The 13,151-nt window shown below is 53.7% G+C and carries 13 protein-coding genes; 12 read left to right on the top strand and 1 reads right to left on the bottom strand.

Annotated elements, in window-relative coordinates:
- Positions 1-55 precede the first annotated feature (55 nt).
- Both MKX63_RS05810 and MKX63_RS05815 read left to right on the top strand, forming a co-directional pair.
- Positions 56-661 (top strand): TetR/AcrR family transcriptional regulator, encoded by a 606-nt coding sequence (locus MKX63_RS05810; protein ID WP_341018532.1) that lies wholly within the window; start codon positions 56-58, stop codon positions 659-661.
- A gap of 70 nt (positions 662-731) precedes the next feature.
- Positions 732-2,156: a DHA2 family efflux MFS transporter permease subunit gene (locus tag MKX63_RS05815; protein WP_341015879.1), complete on the top strand. Its 1,425-nt coding sequence runs from the start codon at positions 732-734 to the stop codon at positions 2,154-2,156.
- Positions 2,157-2,187: 31 nt separating this feature from the next.
- On the opposite strand, the gene MKX63_RS05820 is transcribed toward MKX63_RS05815, so the two are convergent.
- On the bottom strand, positions 2,188-2,622 hold the full coding sequence (locus tag MKX63_RS05820) for a MarR family winged helix-turn-helix transcriptional regulator (protein ID WP_036722792.1): 435 nt from the start codon (positions 2,620-2,622) through the stop codon (positions 2,188-2,190).
- Positions 2,623-2,743: 121 nt separating this feature from the next.
- Here MKX63_RS05820 and MKX63_RS05825 point away from each other — a divergent pair, with 121 nt between their 5' ends.
- The 10 genes from MKX63_RS05825 (at position 2,744) to MKX63_RS05870 (ending at position 13,136) form a co-directional block, all read left to right on the top strand.
- Positions 2,744-3,328: an NAD(P)H-dependent oxidoreductase gene (locus tag MKX63_RS05825; RefSeq protein WP_341015880.1), complete on the top strand. Its 585-nt coding sequence runs from the start codon at positions 2,744-2,746 to the stop codon at positions 3,326-3,328.
- Positions 3,329-3,455: 127 nt separating this feature from the next.
- Positions 3,456-4,310, top strand: coding sequence for an SDR family oxidoreductase (locus MKX63_RS05830; RefSeq protein WP_341015881.1), 855 nt, complete (start codon positions 3,456-3,458; stop codon positions 4,308-4,310).
- Between the two features lie 549 nt (positions 4,311-4,859).
- Entirely contained in the window at positions 4,860-6,491 is a 1,632-nt protein-coding gene (locus MKX63_RS05835; protein ID WP_341015882.1) for a copper amine oxidase N-terminal domain-containing protein, read from the top strand.
- A gap of 224 nt (positions 6,492-6,715) precedes the next feature.
- Entirely contained in the window at positions 6,716-7,807 is a 1,092-nt protein-coding gene (locus tag MKX63_RS05840; RefSeq protein ID WP_341015883.1) for an iron-siderophore ABC transporter substrate-binding protein, read from the top strand.
- Positions 7,804-8,844: a FecCD family ABC transporter permease gene (locus MKX63_RS05845; RefSeq protein ID WP_341015884.1), complete on the top strand. Its 1,041-nt coding sequence runs from the start codon at positions 7,804-7,806 to the stop codon at positions 8,842-8,844. The genes MKX63_RS05840 and MKX63_RS05845 overlap by 4 nt, the downstream gene beginning before the upstream one ends.
- On the top strand, positions 8,841-9,872 hold the full coding sequence (locus tag MKX63_RS05850) for a FecCD family ABC transporter permease (protein ID WP_341015885.1): 1,032 nt from the start codon (positions 8,841-8,843) through the stop codon (positions 9,870-9,872). Before MKX63_RS05845 ends, MKX63_RS05850 begins: the two co-directional genes overlap by 4 nt.
- Complete coding sequence (locus MKX63_RS05855; protein WP_341015886.1) at positions 9,872-10,690, top strand: ABC transporter ATP-binding protein; 819 nt, start codon at positions 9,872-9,874, stop codon at positions 10,688-10,690. The genes MKX63_RS05850 and MKX63_RS05855 overlap by 1 nt, the downstream gene beginning before the upstream one ends.
- A gap of 337 nt (positions 10,691-11,027) precedes the next feature.
- Positions 11,028-11,312 carry a LytTR family DNA-binding domain-containing protein gene (locus tag MKX63_RS05860; protein ID WP_341018534.1) on the top strand — a complete coding sequence of 95 codons (285 nt, stop codon included), beginning with the start codon at positions 11,028-11,030 and terminating at the stop codon, positions 11,310-11,312.
- Between the two features lie 14 nt (positions 11,313-11,326).
- Positions 11,327-11,761, top strand: coding sequence for a DUF3021 family protein (locus tag MKX63_RS05865; RefSeq protein WP_341015887.1), 435 nt, complete (start codon positions 11,327-11,329; stop codon positions 11,759-11,761).
- A gap of 139 nt (positions 11,762-11,900) precedes the next feature.
- On the top strand, positions 11,901-13,136 hold the full coding sequence (locus MKX63_RS05870; protein WP_341015888.1) for an alpha/beta hydrolase family protein: 1,236 nt from the start codon (positions 11,901-11,903) through the stop codon (positions 13,134-13,136).
- The last annotated feature ends 15 nt before the right edge of the window (positions 13,137-13,151 follow it).

Raw genomic sequence — 13,151 nt, forward strand, 5'->3', positions numbered from 1 at the left:
TGGGAATAAACGCAGCGCCAAAATCTACGATGCCGCCCGGACCCGGGGCGTTATCCTGGATGCAGCCGAGGAGATCTTTGCCGAGTACGGCTTCTCAGCGGCACGGATTGATGCCATTGCGAAGGCTTCCGGGTATAACAAAAGCCTGATCTACCAATATTATGGCGACAAATTAGGGTTGTACACGGAAGTGGTCAAGCGGGCGGACCAGGTTAGTGAACAGATCACCGGCTCGTTCATCAGCGAATTGCTGAAGGATGAGCAGCAACTCAAGGACCCGTCCGCATTCAAAAATTTCGTGGATTACTGGACCCGTCAGACGGTCTCCTTCCTGCTGGAGCACCGGACTTACCTGAGAATCCTGTTCTGGGAGGCTGCGGAAGGCTGGAAGACCTTGAATCAGATCAGCTACCGTCTTGACGATGATCCTCAGATGTATAAGGTTGCATTGGCCGCCCAGAGGAACGGAATCCTCCGCCGGGATCTGGACCCCGCGCTCTTTCCGATGCTGGCCATGAACATGATTGCTATGACACTGCAGTCGTCTTCAAGGTTCGAGCACGTGTTCGGCAATCTGGATTCCCCGCAGAATAGAGAGCAGGCCACCAGTCAGATCGTGCAATTTATTATCCATGGCGTCATGGAGCCGTCTTTATTGTAAGGGCGGTTTTTTTTAAGACAAATATAAACAACTAGTTAGTTTTAAAAGTAGAGATAGAGGAGGAGCAGAGATGGAGAAGACACCAAAGGGAACCAATTTAATCATGGCTATTCTAATTATCGGGACAATGGCAGGGCTATTGAATCAATCCTCGCTGAATACGGCACTGCCGAACATTATGGGTGAGTTCCAGTTGTCTGCGAGTACCGTGCAGTGGTTAACGACTGCTTTTGCACTGGTTACCGGTATTGTTGTTCCGATCACAGCTTATCTTATTCAGCGCTTCACGACGAAGCAGGTATTCGTCTTTGCGATGGGGATGCTGAGCGCGGGGACGCTTCTGTGTGCGGTTTCCCCCGGCTTCGGTCTGTTGCTTACGGGACGGATCATCCAGGCGGTCGGAGTGGGCATTATGCTCCCTCTGGTGCAGACCCTGACGTTCATTCTGATCCCGGTTGCCCGGCGCGGGTTCACGATGGGGCTGATCGGGCTGGCGATTAACTTCGCTCCGGCGATTGGGCCTGTGCTGAACGGCTGGCTTGTGGAGGATCATTCCTGGCGCTTGTTGTTCTATATTCTGGCTCCTTGCTCGCTGCTGCTTACGCTCCTGGGAGTGTTTCTGGTGAAGAACGTGACGCCACAGGTGAAAAGTAAGGCCGACGCGCTCTCCATGACGTTATCCTCGCTCGGCTTCGGCGGTGTGCTGTACGGATTCAGTGTCTCCGGCAGTCAAGGATGGGGAAGCACCGAGGTGCTAATTTCCCTCTCGTTCGGGTTCATCGCGCTCTGCCTGTTCGTGTGGCGGCAACTGAAGATGGAGAATCCTCTGCTGGAGCTGCGGGTGTTCACCAGCCCCTCTTTTACCCTGGCTACGGTAATCAGTATGATCCTGATGATTATCATGCTGAGCGCGCAGCTCCTGCTGCCGCTGTATATGCAGACCATGCTTGGCTATACTGCGCTGAAGTCAGGTCTGATGCTGCTGCCGGGTGCGATTCTGATTTGTATCATGTCCCCGATAGCGGGAAGAATATTCGATAAAATAGGTGCCAGAACGATGGTCATTACCGGAATCAGCCTGACGGTCATCTCTGCACTGTTGTTCTCCAATCTGACGGAGCACACGTCCTATATGTTCCTGATGGTCGGCTACTCTCTGCGGATGGCTGGCGTCAGCCTGACCCTGCTGCCCGTCATCACCAGCGGAATGAATTCTCTGCCGCCTGACCTGATCCGCCACGGCATCCCCGTTAACACTACACTGCGTACTGTCGCCGGTTCCATTGGGACGGCCCTGCTTGTTACTATAATGACCTACAGCGGCGGCGGTCTGAAGCAGACAGGCGATGTCCATAGCTTAATTCACGGAATGAATGTGGCTTCTATGGTCACCACAGGCGCCGCGGTGGCTGCGCTGATCCTGTCCTTGTTCATCAAGCGGAAGGAGGCTCCTGCGCCTGCCGAGATTGCGGCGAAGGGCGTTGCTGTGAAATAACCGCTCATAGAATGCAGGGCAGCCCTTACCCTCAGCTCAAATAAAATACCTTCTGCTGCAAGAGATCGAGCGCCCGCTCGGTCTCTTTGCGTTCCTCAGCGCTCAGCGCCGCAATGCGCTGCTCGAACCGGACAGCGATCTGTCCGAAGGCCTCATTCATGAGCGCCTCGCCTGCGGCGGAGAGCGTAATTCCCTGTCTGCGGCGGTCAGCGGGGTCAGTGATGCGGGTACATAGCCCTTTTTCGCTAAGCTTCTTCAGCTCCCGGCTCGTATTGGGCATCGACATGTTCATGCAGTCGCTGATCTCGCTGAGCGTAACAGGCTGGCTGACGGCGATGTATTCCACAATCTTATATTGCAGCGGCGTTAAGCCGTCTGAGTTCACGTCCTTGGAGATATCGTTCGTTATTTGATGGACGGCGGCAGTGAAGGCTATAAATTTCTGAAAAAGATGGTTGTTGTCCATAAGATCACCTCAGAGGTCACGATACCAGATTAATTATCAAAAAACAATTATCATTTGACAAGTAATTTACGGCTGTGCTATGTTTTGGTTATCAAATGACAACTAAAGGGGAATACCACTGATGAATACACTTGTGATCTACACCCATCCGAACCATAAGAGCCTGAGCTACGCCTTCCTGGAGGAAGTGCTGCGCGGCAGCAAGGAGAATGCCAAGATTACGGAGGTCAAGGTGCTTGATCTGTATGCGGCCGGATTCGATCCGGTCCTGGTGTTCAATGAGAACCGGCGTAGACGGGATATGTACCGTGAACCGGAGCTGGCAGAGTACAGGGAGCAGCTGCTGTGGGCCGATCAGATCGTTCTGGTCTATCCGATCTGGTGGGGACGCCCGCCAGCGATGCTGATGGGCTACATCGACCGGATGTTCGCATCGGGCTTCGCCTACCGGGATAAGGGCGGCCTGCTGCCGGAGGGGCTGCTCAAGGGGAAAAGTGTGGTCTGCATTTCCAGCATGAAGGGGCCGACCCACTACCCGCTGCTGTGGCTGGGGAACTCGCATAAGATACTGATGCGCAAAGCCCTGTTCAACTACGTGGGCATCCGTAAGGTGAAGTTCTTCGAGTTCGGTAATATGGAGAGCAAGAAAGGGAAGCATAGCAAGAAGCTGGAGCAGATCTACCGCTATTTCAAGACGGTTGGGTGAATCTTGCACAATCTATTTGACATCCGGTCTACTTGTAACTACAATGGTTACATGAGTGATGATTACCGATGTCAACGAGAGCTTAGAGCTGAGATTGAAATACAAGAACCTAATTGGAGGAATTAAGATGACAATCGCATTAACAGGAGCAACAGGTAAATTTGGTTCCATTGTAGCAGAGACTCTGCTGAAGACCGTACCCGCTGAGAATATTGTAGCCAGTGTCAGAAACCCGGAGAATGCAGAAGCCCTGAAGGCGCGCGGCGTCGATGTCCGTCATGGTGATTTCGATCAGCCGGAGACGCTGGATACCGCTTTTGCCGGAGTGGAGCGCCTGCTGATCGTCTCGGCTGACGGCGACAACGACACCCGCATCCGCCAGCATAAGGCGGCTGTAGACGCCGCTGTCCGTGCAGGTGTAGGCTTCATCGTCTACACCAGTGTAGGCGATGCCGAGAACAGCTCCCTGTTCCTGGCCCCGGTACACCGTGCCACAGAAGAGTTCATCCGCGAATCCGGCATTCCCTATGCCTTCCTGCGCAATAACTGGTACCTGGAGAATGAAGCCGGCTCCATTCAGGCCGTGAAGGCCGGCGCTCCTTGGCTGACCTCAGCCGAAGACGGCAAGGTAGGCTGGGCTACACGCGGCGATTATGCTGAAGCGGCAGCGGCTGTTCTGGCTGGAGAGAGCCGTGAGAGTGTCATCTACGAATTGTCCGGCACTCCGCTTACCCAGGCAGAGCTGGCAGCAGTGGTCGGCGAGGTTCTGGGCCAGGAGGTTGCCGTGCAGCAGGTGGATGATGCCACCTATGCGAAGGTAATGGGCGAAGCAGGCGTGCCGGAAGCGGCACTGCCGATCGTGGTTGCCATCCAGGCAGCCATCCGTGATGGCGCGCTGAATATCGAGAGCGGCGACCTTGCGAAGCTGCTGAACCGTCCGCTTACCCCGCTGAGTGAAGGGGTAAGCGCGTTGCTGGCGTAACTGCTGCTGGCTGAGCAAGGCCCGCCAGATGTAGATTGGCAGACTTGCTATGATAAGAGGCTGTCCCGTACCGGTTGTTTAGACAACCGGGTGGGGCAGCCTTTTTTTGAAAGATAAGAATTTATATGTTTTGGGGTCCCCGCAAAGTACCTGAGTCATTATCGAAACTCATCTTATCACCCCAAAATCTAACGGACCGGAGAGATCTTATCCCCGCGAAAACGCCACTTTTTGCAGCTTAACGGACTCAGGCGACCTTATCGTCTCTCTATGAGATGTTTCGGAGCTGAAGTGCAAAGGATAAGGCCTGTGGAGTCCGTTACTCGCCCAATTGACGACTTTCTTCTCAAATAGGAGCACCTCAGTCCGTTACGCTAAGCCAAGCGCCCCTGAAGAACAACCCCCGCTTGGGGCGAAGGTTGGAGGGGGTTATTTATTTTTTTGGCCGGGATGGTGATCCAAACCTGAATTCGCTGCGTTTCAGTGTATGTACAGACAAACAGGCAACGTGAACACCACATATTACCCCAACCTAAGGAGTGAAGTGAGATGAAGATGAAGAAATTAGTCGTCCCGATGTTAAGCTTGACCCTGATGATACCTGCACTGGCAGGTGCGGAGGCAGCCCCGGCAGCCGCGATGATGAAGGCTTCGGTGAATACACCGGCAGCCGAGCTGAGAGCGGGCCTGGATTATCTGCTCTCCGAGCATTTCACCCTTGCCGTAACTGCAATGACGAAGGCCTATGACGGTACCAAGGATGCGGCAGCGGCTTACCAGGCGCTTGATCAGAACGCACTCGATATGCAGCCCGCCATTGCTTCATTGTACGGTGATGCTGGCGCAGCTGAATTTGAACGGATTTTCCGTGCACATAACAAGTATACCGACGATCTGGTGAAGGCGACGAAGAGCAAGGACGCCGCAGCCGTCAAAGCTGCAGAAGATAAAGTAAGCGGATTTGTAGACGAATTCGGGAATTTCCTCGGCAAAGCAACGGAGGGCAAGCTTCCGGCCGCGTCCGCGAAGCAGGTTATCCGCAGTCATGAGAACCATGTCCAGGAAGTGTTCGAGGATTATGCAGCCGGTGATTACAAGGGCGCGTATGAAGCTTACCGTAAGGGTTATGCAGAGATGTTTGGCATCAGCAAGGCCTTGTCCAGTGCGATTACCACGCAAATGCCTGCCAAATTCGAGCATACCAAGGCAGATACCAAGGCTGCTGATCTGAGATCGGCACTCAACCAGTTAGCGGGTGAACACTTCGCCTTGTCCGTCCTGCAAATGCAGGAGCAATATGACGGAAGAGCCGCTTCCAATGCGCTGATTGCAGCCGAAGCTATGAATACGGCAGACTTCAAGGCAGCCATTACATCTATCTATGGTGCAGACGGGGCAGCGGCCTTCGAGAAAATCTGGGTCACGAATCAAGTGAATGCCCAGGCTGATTTCACAGCGGCAGTGAAGAACAATGATGCAGCGGCAAAAGCGGCAGTTGAAGCGCGTATTGCCAGCTTCACCACTGAATTCGCAGCCTTCCTTGATTCGGCTACAGCAGGCAACCTGCCGAAGTCAGCGGGGCAATCTGCACTGACCACTCACGAGAATCAGGTACAGCAGGTGCTTACGCAGTATGCAGCGGGCAGCTATGACGCTTCTTACAAGACGAACCGCGAGGGCTACAAGACAATGTTCGGCGTAGGCCAAGCGCTGGGCAATGCGATTGTTACGCAGTTCAACGACAAGTTCCAGGATGCAGCAGCAGCACCCGCACCTGCAACACCAGCAGATCCTGCTTCTATGGTGAAAGTCTGGATGAAGGTAGGCAGCGAGGTCCTGAACATTAACGGACAAGTCACTCAAATGGATACTAAGCCGTTTATCTGGAGCGGAATGACCTACATCCCGCTTCGCTACCTGAGTGAAGGCATCGGCGCTGAGGTGAAATGGGATAAGCAGGCTCAGCAGGTTACGATCAAAGCAGGCAACGACACCCTTGTATTCTGGATGAACAAAGACTTCATGGAACTCAACGGCATGAGACAATCCGTCGGCGCCAAAGTCTTCGTGAACGGCGACAACAGAACCGTAGTTCCTCTTCGTTTCATCACCGAATTGCTGGGCTGGAACGTACAATGGGGCAACACAGATCAGTCCATTACCCTGACTAAGACTATGTAATTTAAGGTGCAGAGGTTAATCCTCTATATTAGGCCAGGATTAAACCGAGGCCAAAAGTAGATCAAACCCGCAAGCGGCTCACTGTAACAGGTGCCGCTTGCGGGCTTTTGTTGCGCGCGAAATCCATATTCTACATTGACAACCTGTCCAGACACGTATATATTTATCGATAATGATTCTCATTATCGCATAAAAAACCTATTCAGATAAGGAAGGGTCCACACATGTACAGTACCAAGAAATTCTCGTTCAAGACATTATTCATTCCATTAGCGCTAACTCTAGTGCTGGCAGGCTGCTCCTCCAACCAGTCGAATTCTGCTGCTTCACCTTCACCGGCACCGGCAGCAGCTGCAACCAGCGAAGCGGCAAGCACAGAAGCACCGGCGGCGCAGGATGCTGTGACCTATCCGATTACCATCAAGCATGCGCTTGGTGAAGCTGTAATTAAGAGCAAGCCGGAGCGCGTAGTTACTGTGCAATGGGCTAACCATGATGTGGCTCTGGCTCTGGGCGTTGTCCCTGTAGGCTTCTCGGCTGCGAACTTTGGCGTGCAGGATGGCAGCGGGCTGCTGCCTTGGACCGCAGATAAGCTCAAGGAGCTGAATGTAACCGATCCGAATGTGTTCCAGGATACCGATGGTCTTGATTTCGAGGCGATCTCTGATGCTAACCCGGATGTTATTCTGGCCGCTTACTCGGGCCTAACGAAGGAAGACTATGAGACCCTGAGCAAGATCGCTCCAGTGGTGGCTTACCCGACAGCTGCTTGGGCTACGACATGGCGTGAGCAGGTGCTGCTGAACGCAGAAGGCATGGGCATGAAGCCTGAAGGCGAGCAGCTCATCAAGGACACTGAAGCCCTGGTTAAGGACAAGCTGAGCAAATACCCGCAGATTGCCGGCAAAAAAGTAGTCTGGGTCAATTTCTCCGCTGAGGACTTATCGAAACTGCATATTTATACACCTGTGGACTCCCGGGTCGCATTCCTGTATGAGCTGGGCATGACGTATCCCGAGAGCATTACCAAACAGATTACAGACCCTACCAGCTACTCGCTCAGCCTGAGCTCCGAGAATGTGGAAGCCCTGTATGATGCAGATCTGATCGTAGGTTATGGCAATGACGAACTGCTGAAGACGCTCCAGGCAGATTCACTAATCGGTAAAATCCCGGCCATTGAACGGGGATCGGTAGCTTTTATCGACAGTGATACTCCGCTGGTTGCTGCCGGAACACCGAACCCGCTGTCCATTGCGTATACGATTGATGAATACCTTGCCTTAATTGGGGGAGCTATTGATAAAATAAAATGATGAGTTCACCGGTCTCGGACGACAACAAGCTAAAATTGCATATGCCGAAGAATTTCATCCTGGTGCTGGTGAGCTGCATGGTCCTGCTGGTCCTGTGCATCATTGCCTCACTGGTACTGGGAGCCCGTCATGTAGGCTGGAATGAGCTGATGGACGGGCTATTCCGTCCAGAGGTGGACAGCTATGGGGCAAACGTGGTGCGCAAGCGGATCTCCCGGACGGTGTTCAGCCTGATGTGCGGCGGGGCGCTCGGTGTATCGGGAGCCTTGATGCAGTCGGTGACCCGTAACCCGATTGCCGATCCCAGCATCCTCGGGGTGAATACAGGGGCCTCTTTGTTCGTGGTCTGCGGAATTGCCTTCCTGAACATAAGCACTGCGGGCCAATATATATGGTTAGCCTTAGCCGGAGCTGCAATTACAGCGGTATTCGTATTCGGAATCGGCTCGATGGGGCGTGGCGGAGCCACGCCCATTAAGCTCGTTCTGGCGGGTGCTGCGATCAGCGCGGCTCTGTCCTCTCTGGTTACCGCCATCATGATTCCGCGCGCTTACGTCATGGACCAGTTCCGGTTCTGGCAGGTGGGCAGCGTGGGTGCGGGGACCTGGAGCGGCATTACAACCTTCCTTCCGTTCCTGCTGATCGGCATGCTGATTGCCTTCCTTACAGCTCCGGCCCTGAATGCGCTGGCCCTGGGCGATGATGTGGCGACCGGCCTCGGGGTCCGCACAGGAACACTGCGGCTTATCGCCGCACTGGCCGGAGTATTATTATGCGGAGCAGTGACAGCATTGGCCGGACCTATCGGGTTTATCGGCCTCTTGTCCACTCACGTGATCCGCCTGATCCTCGGCTCGGATCTGCGGTTCGTAATCCCGATGTCAGCGGTCACCGGGGCTATTATCCTTACGGTCTCCGATGTAGGCGGGCGGCTGATTGGCAGCCCCGGAGAGCTTGAGGTCGGTGTGGTTACAGCCTTTGTAGGGGCACCAATCCTGATTCTATTAGCGATGAAATCGAAAGTGCGGTCCTTATGAGAAATGAAACGATTGAATTCATTATGGCGGGCAGACGCCGGAGACACCGCCGGGGTCTGATCGTTACCAGCCTGCTTGCCGTACTTGCCTGTGTACTGTGCTGCGCGATGCTTCTGCTCGGGAATACCATCTATCCGGTTGCCGAGGTCTTCCGCGCACTCTCCGGCGAAGAGCTGAAGGGTGTCTCCTTCGCCGTGAATATTATCCGGCTGCCGCGGATGCTGGCGGGTCTGTTTGCCGGATTCGCCTTCGGCATGGCCGGGTACACCTTCCAGACGATGCTGCGCAATCCGCTGGCGAACCCGAATGTCATTGGCATTACCTCCGGATCAAGCGCGGCGGCGGTATACTGCATCGTGATCCTGCAAGCCAGTGGAGCTGTAGTCTCTGTTGCTTCGGTAATCGCAGGCCTTGCTACGGTGCTGCTGATCTACGTGCTCTCCAGGGGAAGAACCTTCTCCATCGGGCGGTTAATTCTGATCGGGATCGGCCTTCAGGCGATGCTGGACGCCGTGATCTCCTATCTGCTGCTGATCGGCTCCGAGAAGGACATCCCTTCAGCAGTCCGCTGGCTGACCGGCAGTCTCAACGGCTCACAGATGCGCGAGCTTCCGCCGCTGATAATCATCGTGCTGATCTGCTCGCCAATCATCATCCTCTTGGGCAAGCATCTGAGTATTCTGGAGCTGGGGGAGCAGTCGGCTACCTCGCTTGGAGTCCGCACAGACCGGACCCGAATTGCACTGATTGTCAGCTCTGTCTGCATGGTGGCGATGGCTACGGCTACTACCGGACCGATTGCGTTTGTCTCTTTCCTGTCAGGGCCGATTGCCAAAAGACTGGTGGGTACAGGTGCCTCCAGCATCATCCCCGCAGGTCTGGTCGGCGTGAATCTGGTCCTGGCATCCGATCTGATTGGACAATTTGCTTTTGAGTACAGATTCCCTGTAGGCATCATTACCGGATTACTCGGAGCGCCTTATCTGATCTTCCTGTTAATCCGCATGAATCGAAAGGGAGAATTATAATGAACAAGGCACATGTGTTTGGAGCTGAGCAGTTGATAGCGGGCTATGAGAATAAGACGATTATTCACGGGATAGACCTGGTGATCCCGGATCATCAGATCAGCGTGATTATCGGCTCCAACGGCTGCGGAAAGTCCACCCTGCTCAAAACCATGGCCAGGCTGATCAAGCATACAGCAGGCCAGGTGACGCTGGACGGCAAGCCGATCTCGCAGATTCCGGCCAAAGCATTGGCCCGGGTCATCGGGCTGCTGCCGCAATCCCCGATTGTCCCGGAAGGGATATCGGTTGCCGATCTGGTGGGGCGCGGCAGGTTCCCGCACCAGTCCTTGCTTGGGGGCTGGTCCCGGAAGGATTACGAGGCCGTGGCCGAAGCGATGGAGATTATGAATATCACCGAATTCGCTAACCGTAATATCGATGAGCTGTCCGGCGGCCAGCAGCAGCGGGTCTGGATTGCGATGGCCCTGGCCCAGCAGACCGATATCCTGTTCCTGGATGAGCCGACGACCTTCCTGGATATCACCTATCAGGTGGAGATCCTGGACCTGCTCACCGATCTGAACCGCAAGCACGGAACCACCATCGTCATGGTGCTGCATGATATCAACCTGTCCGCCCGGTATGCCGACCACATCTTTGCGCTGCATTCCGGCAGGCTGGTTGCCGAGGGCCCGCCAGCAGAGGTCATCACAAGCGGGCGGGTCAAAGAGATCTTCGGACTGGATAGTACGGTCATTCCTGATCCGGTCTCCGGTTCCCCGCTGGTCGTGCCTAGAGGGCGTTATCATAACAGGCAGGAGAATACGCTAGAGTAAGGATTGGGGCATTACATTCCTGGAAACTCTACATCGCATATGAGGCTGTCCGCCCGGTCCAACCGGAGGACAGCCTTTTGGCGTACCTGTATGTAAGTTATATTTGTCGTATGGGAGCGGTTCCCGTATCATGTACACTAATTAGGCAACAGATATCCAAATCTGAATTATCGCAGGTGATCCTATCCGAATTTCCATCGAACATATCAGCAGGGAGCAGCAAGAGGAAATCATCATCAGATGCTATGAAGCAACTGAAGAGATCAGTCAGATTGTACATAAGCTTAAGGCAGAGACTCTGGTCCTCCTGGGGGTACAGGAAGAGCGGGTCAGCCGCATCAAGCTCAGTGATGTCTATTACTTCGAAGCCGTGGACGGTAAGGTATTCGTCTACAGCGAGAACCAGGTGTATGAAGTAAAGCAGAAGCTGTATGAGCTGGAGGAGCTGTGCCGGGACAAGAACTGTTTTCGCGCCTCCAAATCCACGATTCTGAATATCGCCAAGATCGAGAGCGTGCGTCCGTCCCTCAGCGGCAGGTTCACAGCATTGCTTGATAATGGGGAGCGTGTAGTCATTTCAAGACAGTATGTGCCCGTACTGAAACAAAGACTTGGATTATAATGGGGGATCATAGCATGAAGCGTTCTGAGGTTGTCAAAGACATCATCCGCGATTTTCTGGTTATCTTCGCATCCATTATCATTATCATTACGGTGCTGAGACAGATTTTTATGCCGGAACTCGCCTTTGACCTGATATCCATCTATACGATTATGGGCTTCTCCCTGCTTGGGGCATTGACAGGCTTGATGTTGTACGTTCCTGACGGGGTGAGCGAGCGGGCGATGCGTGTTAGAATCGTTATTCATTTTCTCCTGCTGGAGCTTCTGCTCATCACCCTTGCCAGCCTGATTGGAGCTGTGGCCAGTGTGTCCGCTGCACTTCTGTTTGCCCTGCAAATCGCTGTAGTCTATGCCATCGTCCGTCTGCTGTCCTATGAGAAGGATAAGAAGGAAGCGGGGCAGATTAATGAGCGGCTGAAGGCGGTGAAGCAGGAAGTCCGCGAGTAATCTTGGAGTTAACTCCCCGCTTAATGATGATTTTGTGCATCTTATTGCCCTGTAGCTACAGCTTACCGGAAATGGGTATACACCCTTTTCGCAGTTTTTTATGATGAATTCATGAACTAACGCGAAAAGGAGAATCCCTATGCACAGCCGCATCAAGCTCATAAGCTGGATTAGAATCACCCTGTTTATCGTATTCGTTATTCTGACATTGTCCCCCGTAATTGATTGGAGCTTCAGTTGGGTATTACTGGCGGCACTGCTGTTTGTTTTTGCGCTGAAAGGCACGGTGGATCTGATCTGTAAGAAGACAGGCGTGAGAACGTCCAGACGTTCAGCCCGGGTGTGTAAAAGACTGCTAACCGCTGTGGCGCTGCTCATCGCACTTATCCCGCCTGTTCTATTCCCGCAGTACCGTGCACCTGAAGTGACCGGGAAATATGAAGTCAGAACGGCTGTCTACACCTATACAGACCCTACCCGGGTGGAGGAGTTTACAGATACGGGGGAGCGCCGGAGGGTGAATGTGAAATTCTGGTATCCGGGTAATGCGGAGGGCAAGTATCCGCTGATCATCTTTTCTCATGGAGCCTTCGGGATCAGGGAGAGCAACGCTTCAACCTTCACGGAGCTGGCCAGCCACGGGTATGTCGTGGTATCCATCGATCATCCCTACCATTCTTTTTATACACAAGGCGTGGACGGGAAGGTCACTATGGTTAATGCAGAATATATGCGGGAGGTCAACGATTCCAATAAGGACGGAGTGTACACCGTGGAAGAGCTGTATGGCCTTACGCGTAAATGGATGAAGCTGCGCACCGGAGATATGAATCTGGTAATCGACACGATTCTGGACAAAGCGGCAAGTGACCAGGACCCCGTGTACCAACGGATTGATACGGAGCACATTGGTGTATTCGGCCACTCCATGGGTGGTGCGGCAAGCGTCGCGCTTGGCCGGGAGCGCAGCGATGTGGATGCTGCCGTGAATCTGGATGCCCCGTTCTTCACAGAACTGGTATATGACCGGAAGATCAATGATCTGGCTGCCAAAAATGAGCCCTACCGCGTACCGCTGCTGAACATATACACCGACGATGTGTGGAGACAGCTCGGGAAGAACTCGGCTTACGCAGCGAATAACACCGCTAATCCGAACTTCAAGGACGCGTATACCGTTCATTTTCAGGGAGCCAAGCACTTGAGCCTGACCGATCTGCCGCTGTTCTCCCCCATCCTTGCGAATATGCTGCAGCGCGGGCAGGCGGATATCAATAAGTATTACTGTATTGAGACCATGAACAGGATGATTCTTGAATTCTACGACTATACGTTAAAAGGCACCGGGCCGTTTGCGCCGCAGGCGGTGTATTGAGGGGAGGCAGAATCA

It is taken from the genome of Paenibacillus sp. FSL R7-0179 (assembly GCF_038002265.1).
Lineage (GTDB): Bacteria > Bacillota > Bacilli > Paenibacillales > Paenibacillaceae > Paenibacillus_AQ.

Coding starts and splice junctions, on each gene's coding strand:
- MKX63_RS05840 (WP_341015883.1), top strand. CDS start 6,716: ATGTACAGTACCAAGAAATTCTCGTTCAAGACATTATTCATTCCATTA.
- MKX63_RS05825 (WP_341015880.1), top strand. CDS start 2,744: ATGAATACACTTGTGATCTACACCCATCCGAACCATAAGAGCCTGAGC.
- MKX63_RS05855 (WP_341015886.1), top strand. CDS start 9,872: ATGAACAAGGCACATGTGTTTGGAGCTGAGCAGTTGATAGCGGGCTAT.
- MKX63_RS05870 (WP_341015888.1), top strand. CDS start 11,901: ATGCACAGCCGCATCAAGCTCATAAGCTGGATTAGAATCACCCTGTTT.
- MKX63_RS05830 (WP_341015881.1), top strand. CDS start 3,456: ATGACAATCGCATTAACAGGAGCAACAGGTAAATTTGGTTCCATTGTA.
- MKX63_RS05820 (WP_036722792.1), bottom strand. CDS start 2,622: ATGGACAACAACCATCTTTTTCAGAAATTTATAGCCTTCACTGCCGCC.
- MKX63_RS05835 (WP_341015882.1), top strand. CDS start 4,860: ATGAAGATGAAGAAATTAGTCGTCCCGATGTTAAGCTTGACCCTGATG.
- MKX63_RS05845 (WP_341015884.1), top strand. CDS start 7,804: ATGATGAGTTCACCGGTCTCGGACGACAACAAGCTAAAATTGCATATG.
- MKX63_RS05850 (WP_341015885.1), top strand. CDS start 8,841: ATGAGAAATGAAACGATTGAATTCATTATGGCGGGCAGACGCCGGAGA.
- MKX63_RS05815 (WP_341015879.1), top strand. CDS start 732: ATGGAGAAGACACCAAAGGGAACCAATTTAATCATGGCTATTCTAATT.
- MKX63_RS05865 (WP_341015887.1), top strand. CDS start 11,327: ATGAAGCGTTCTGAGGTTGTCAAAGACATCATCCGCGATTTTCTGGTT.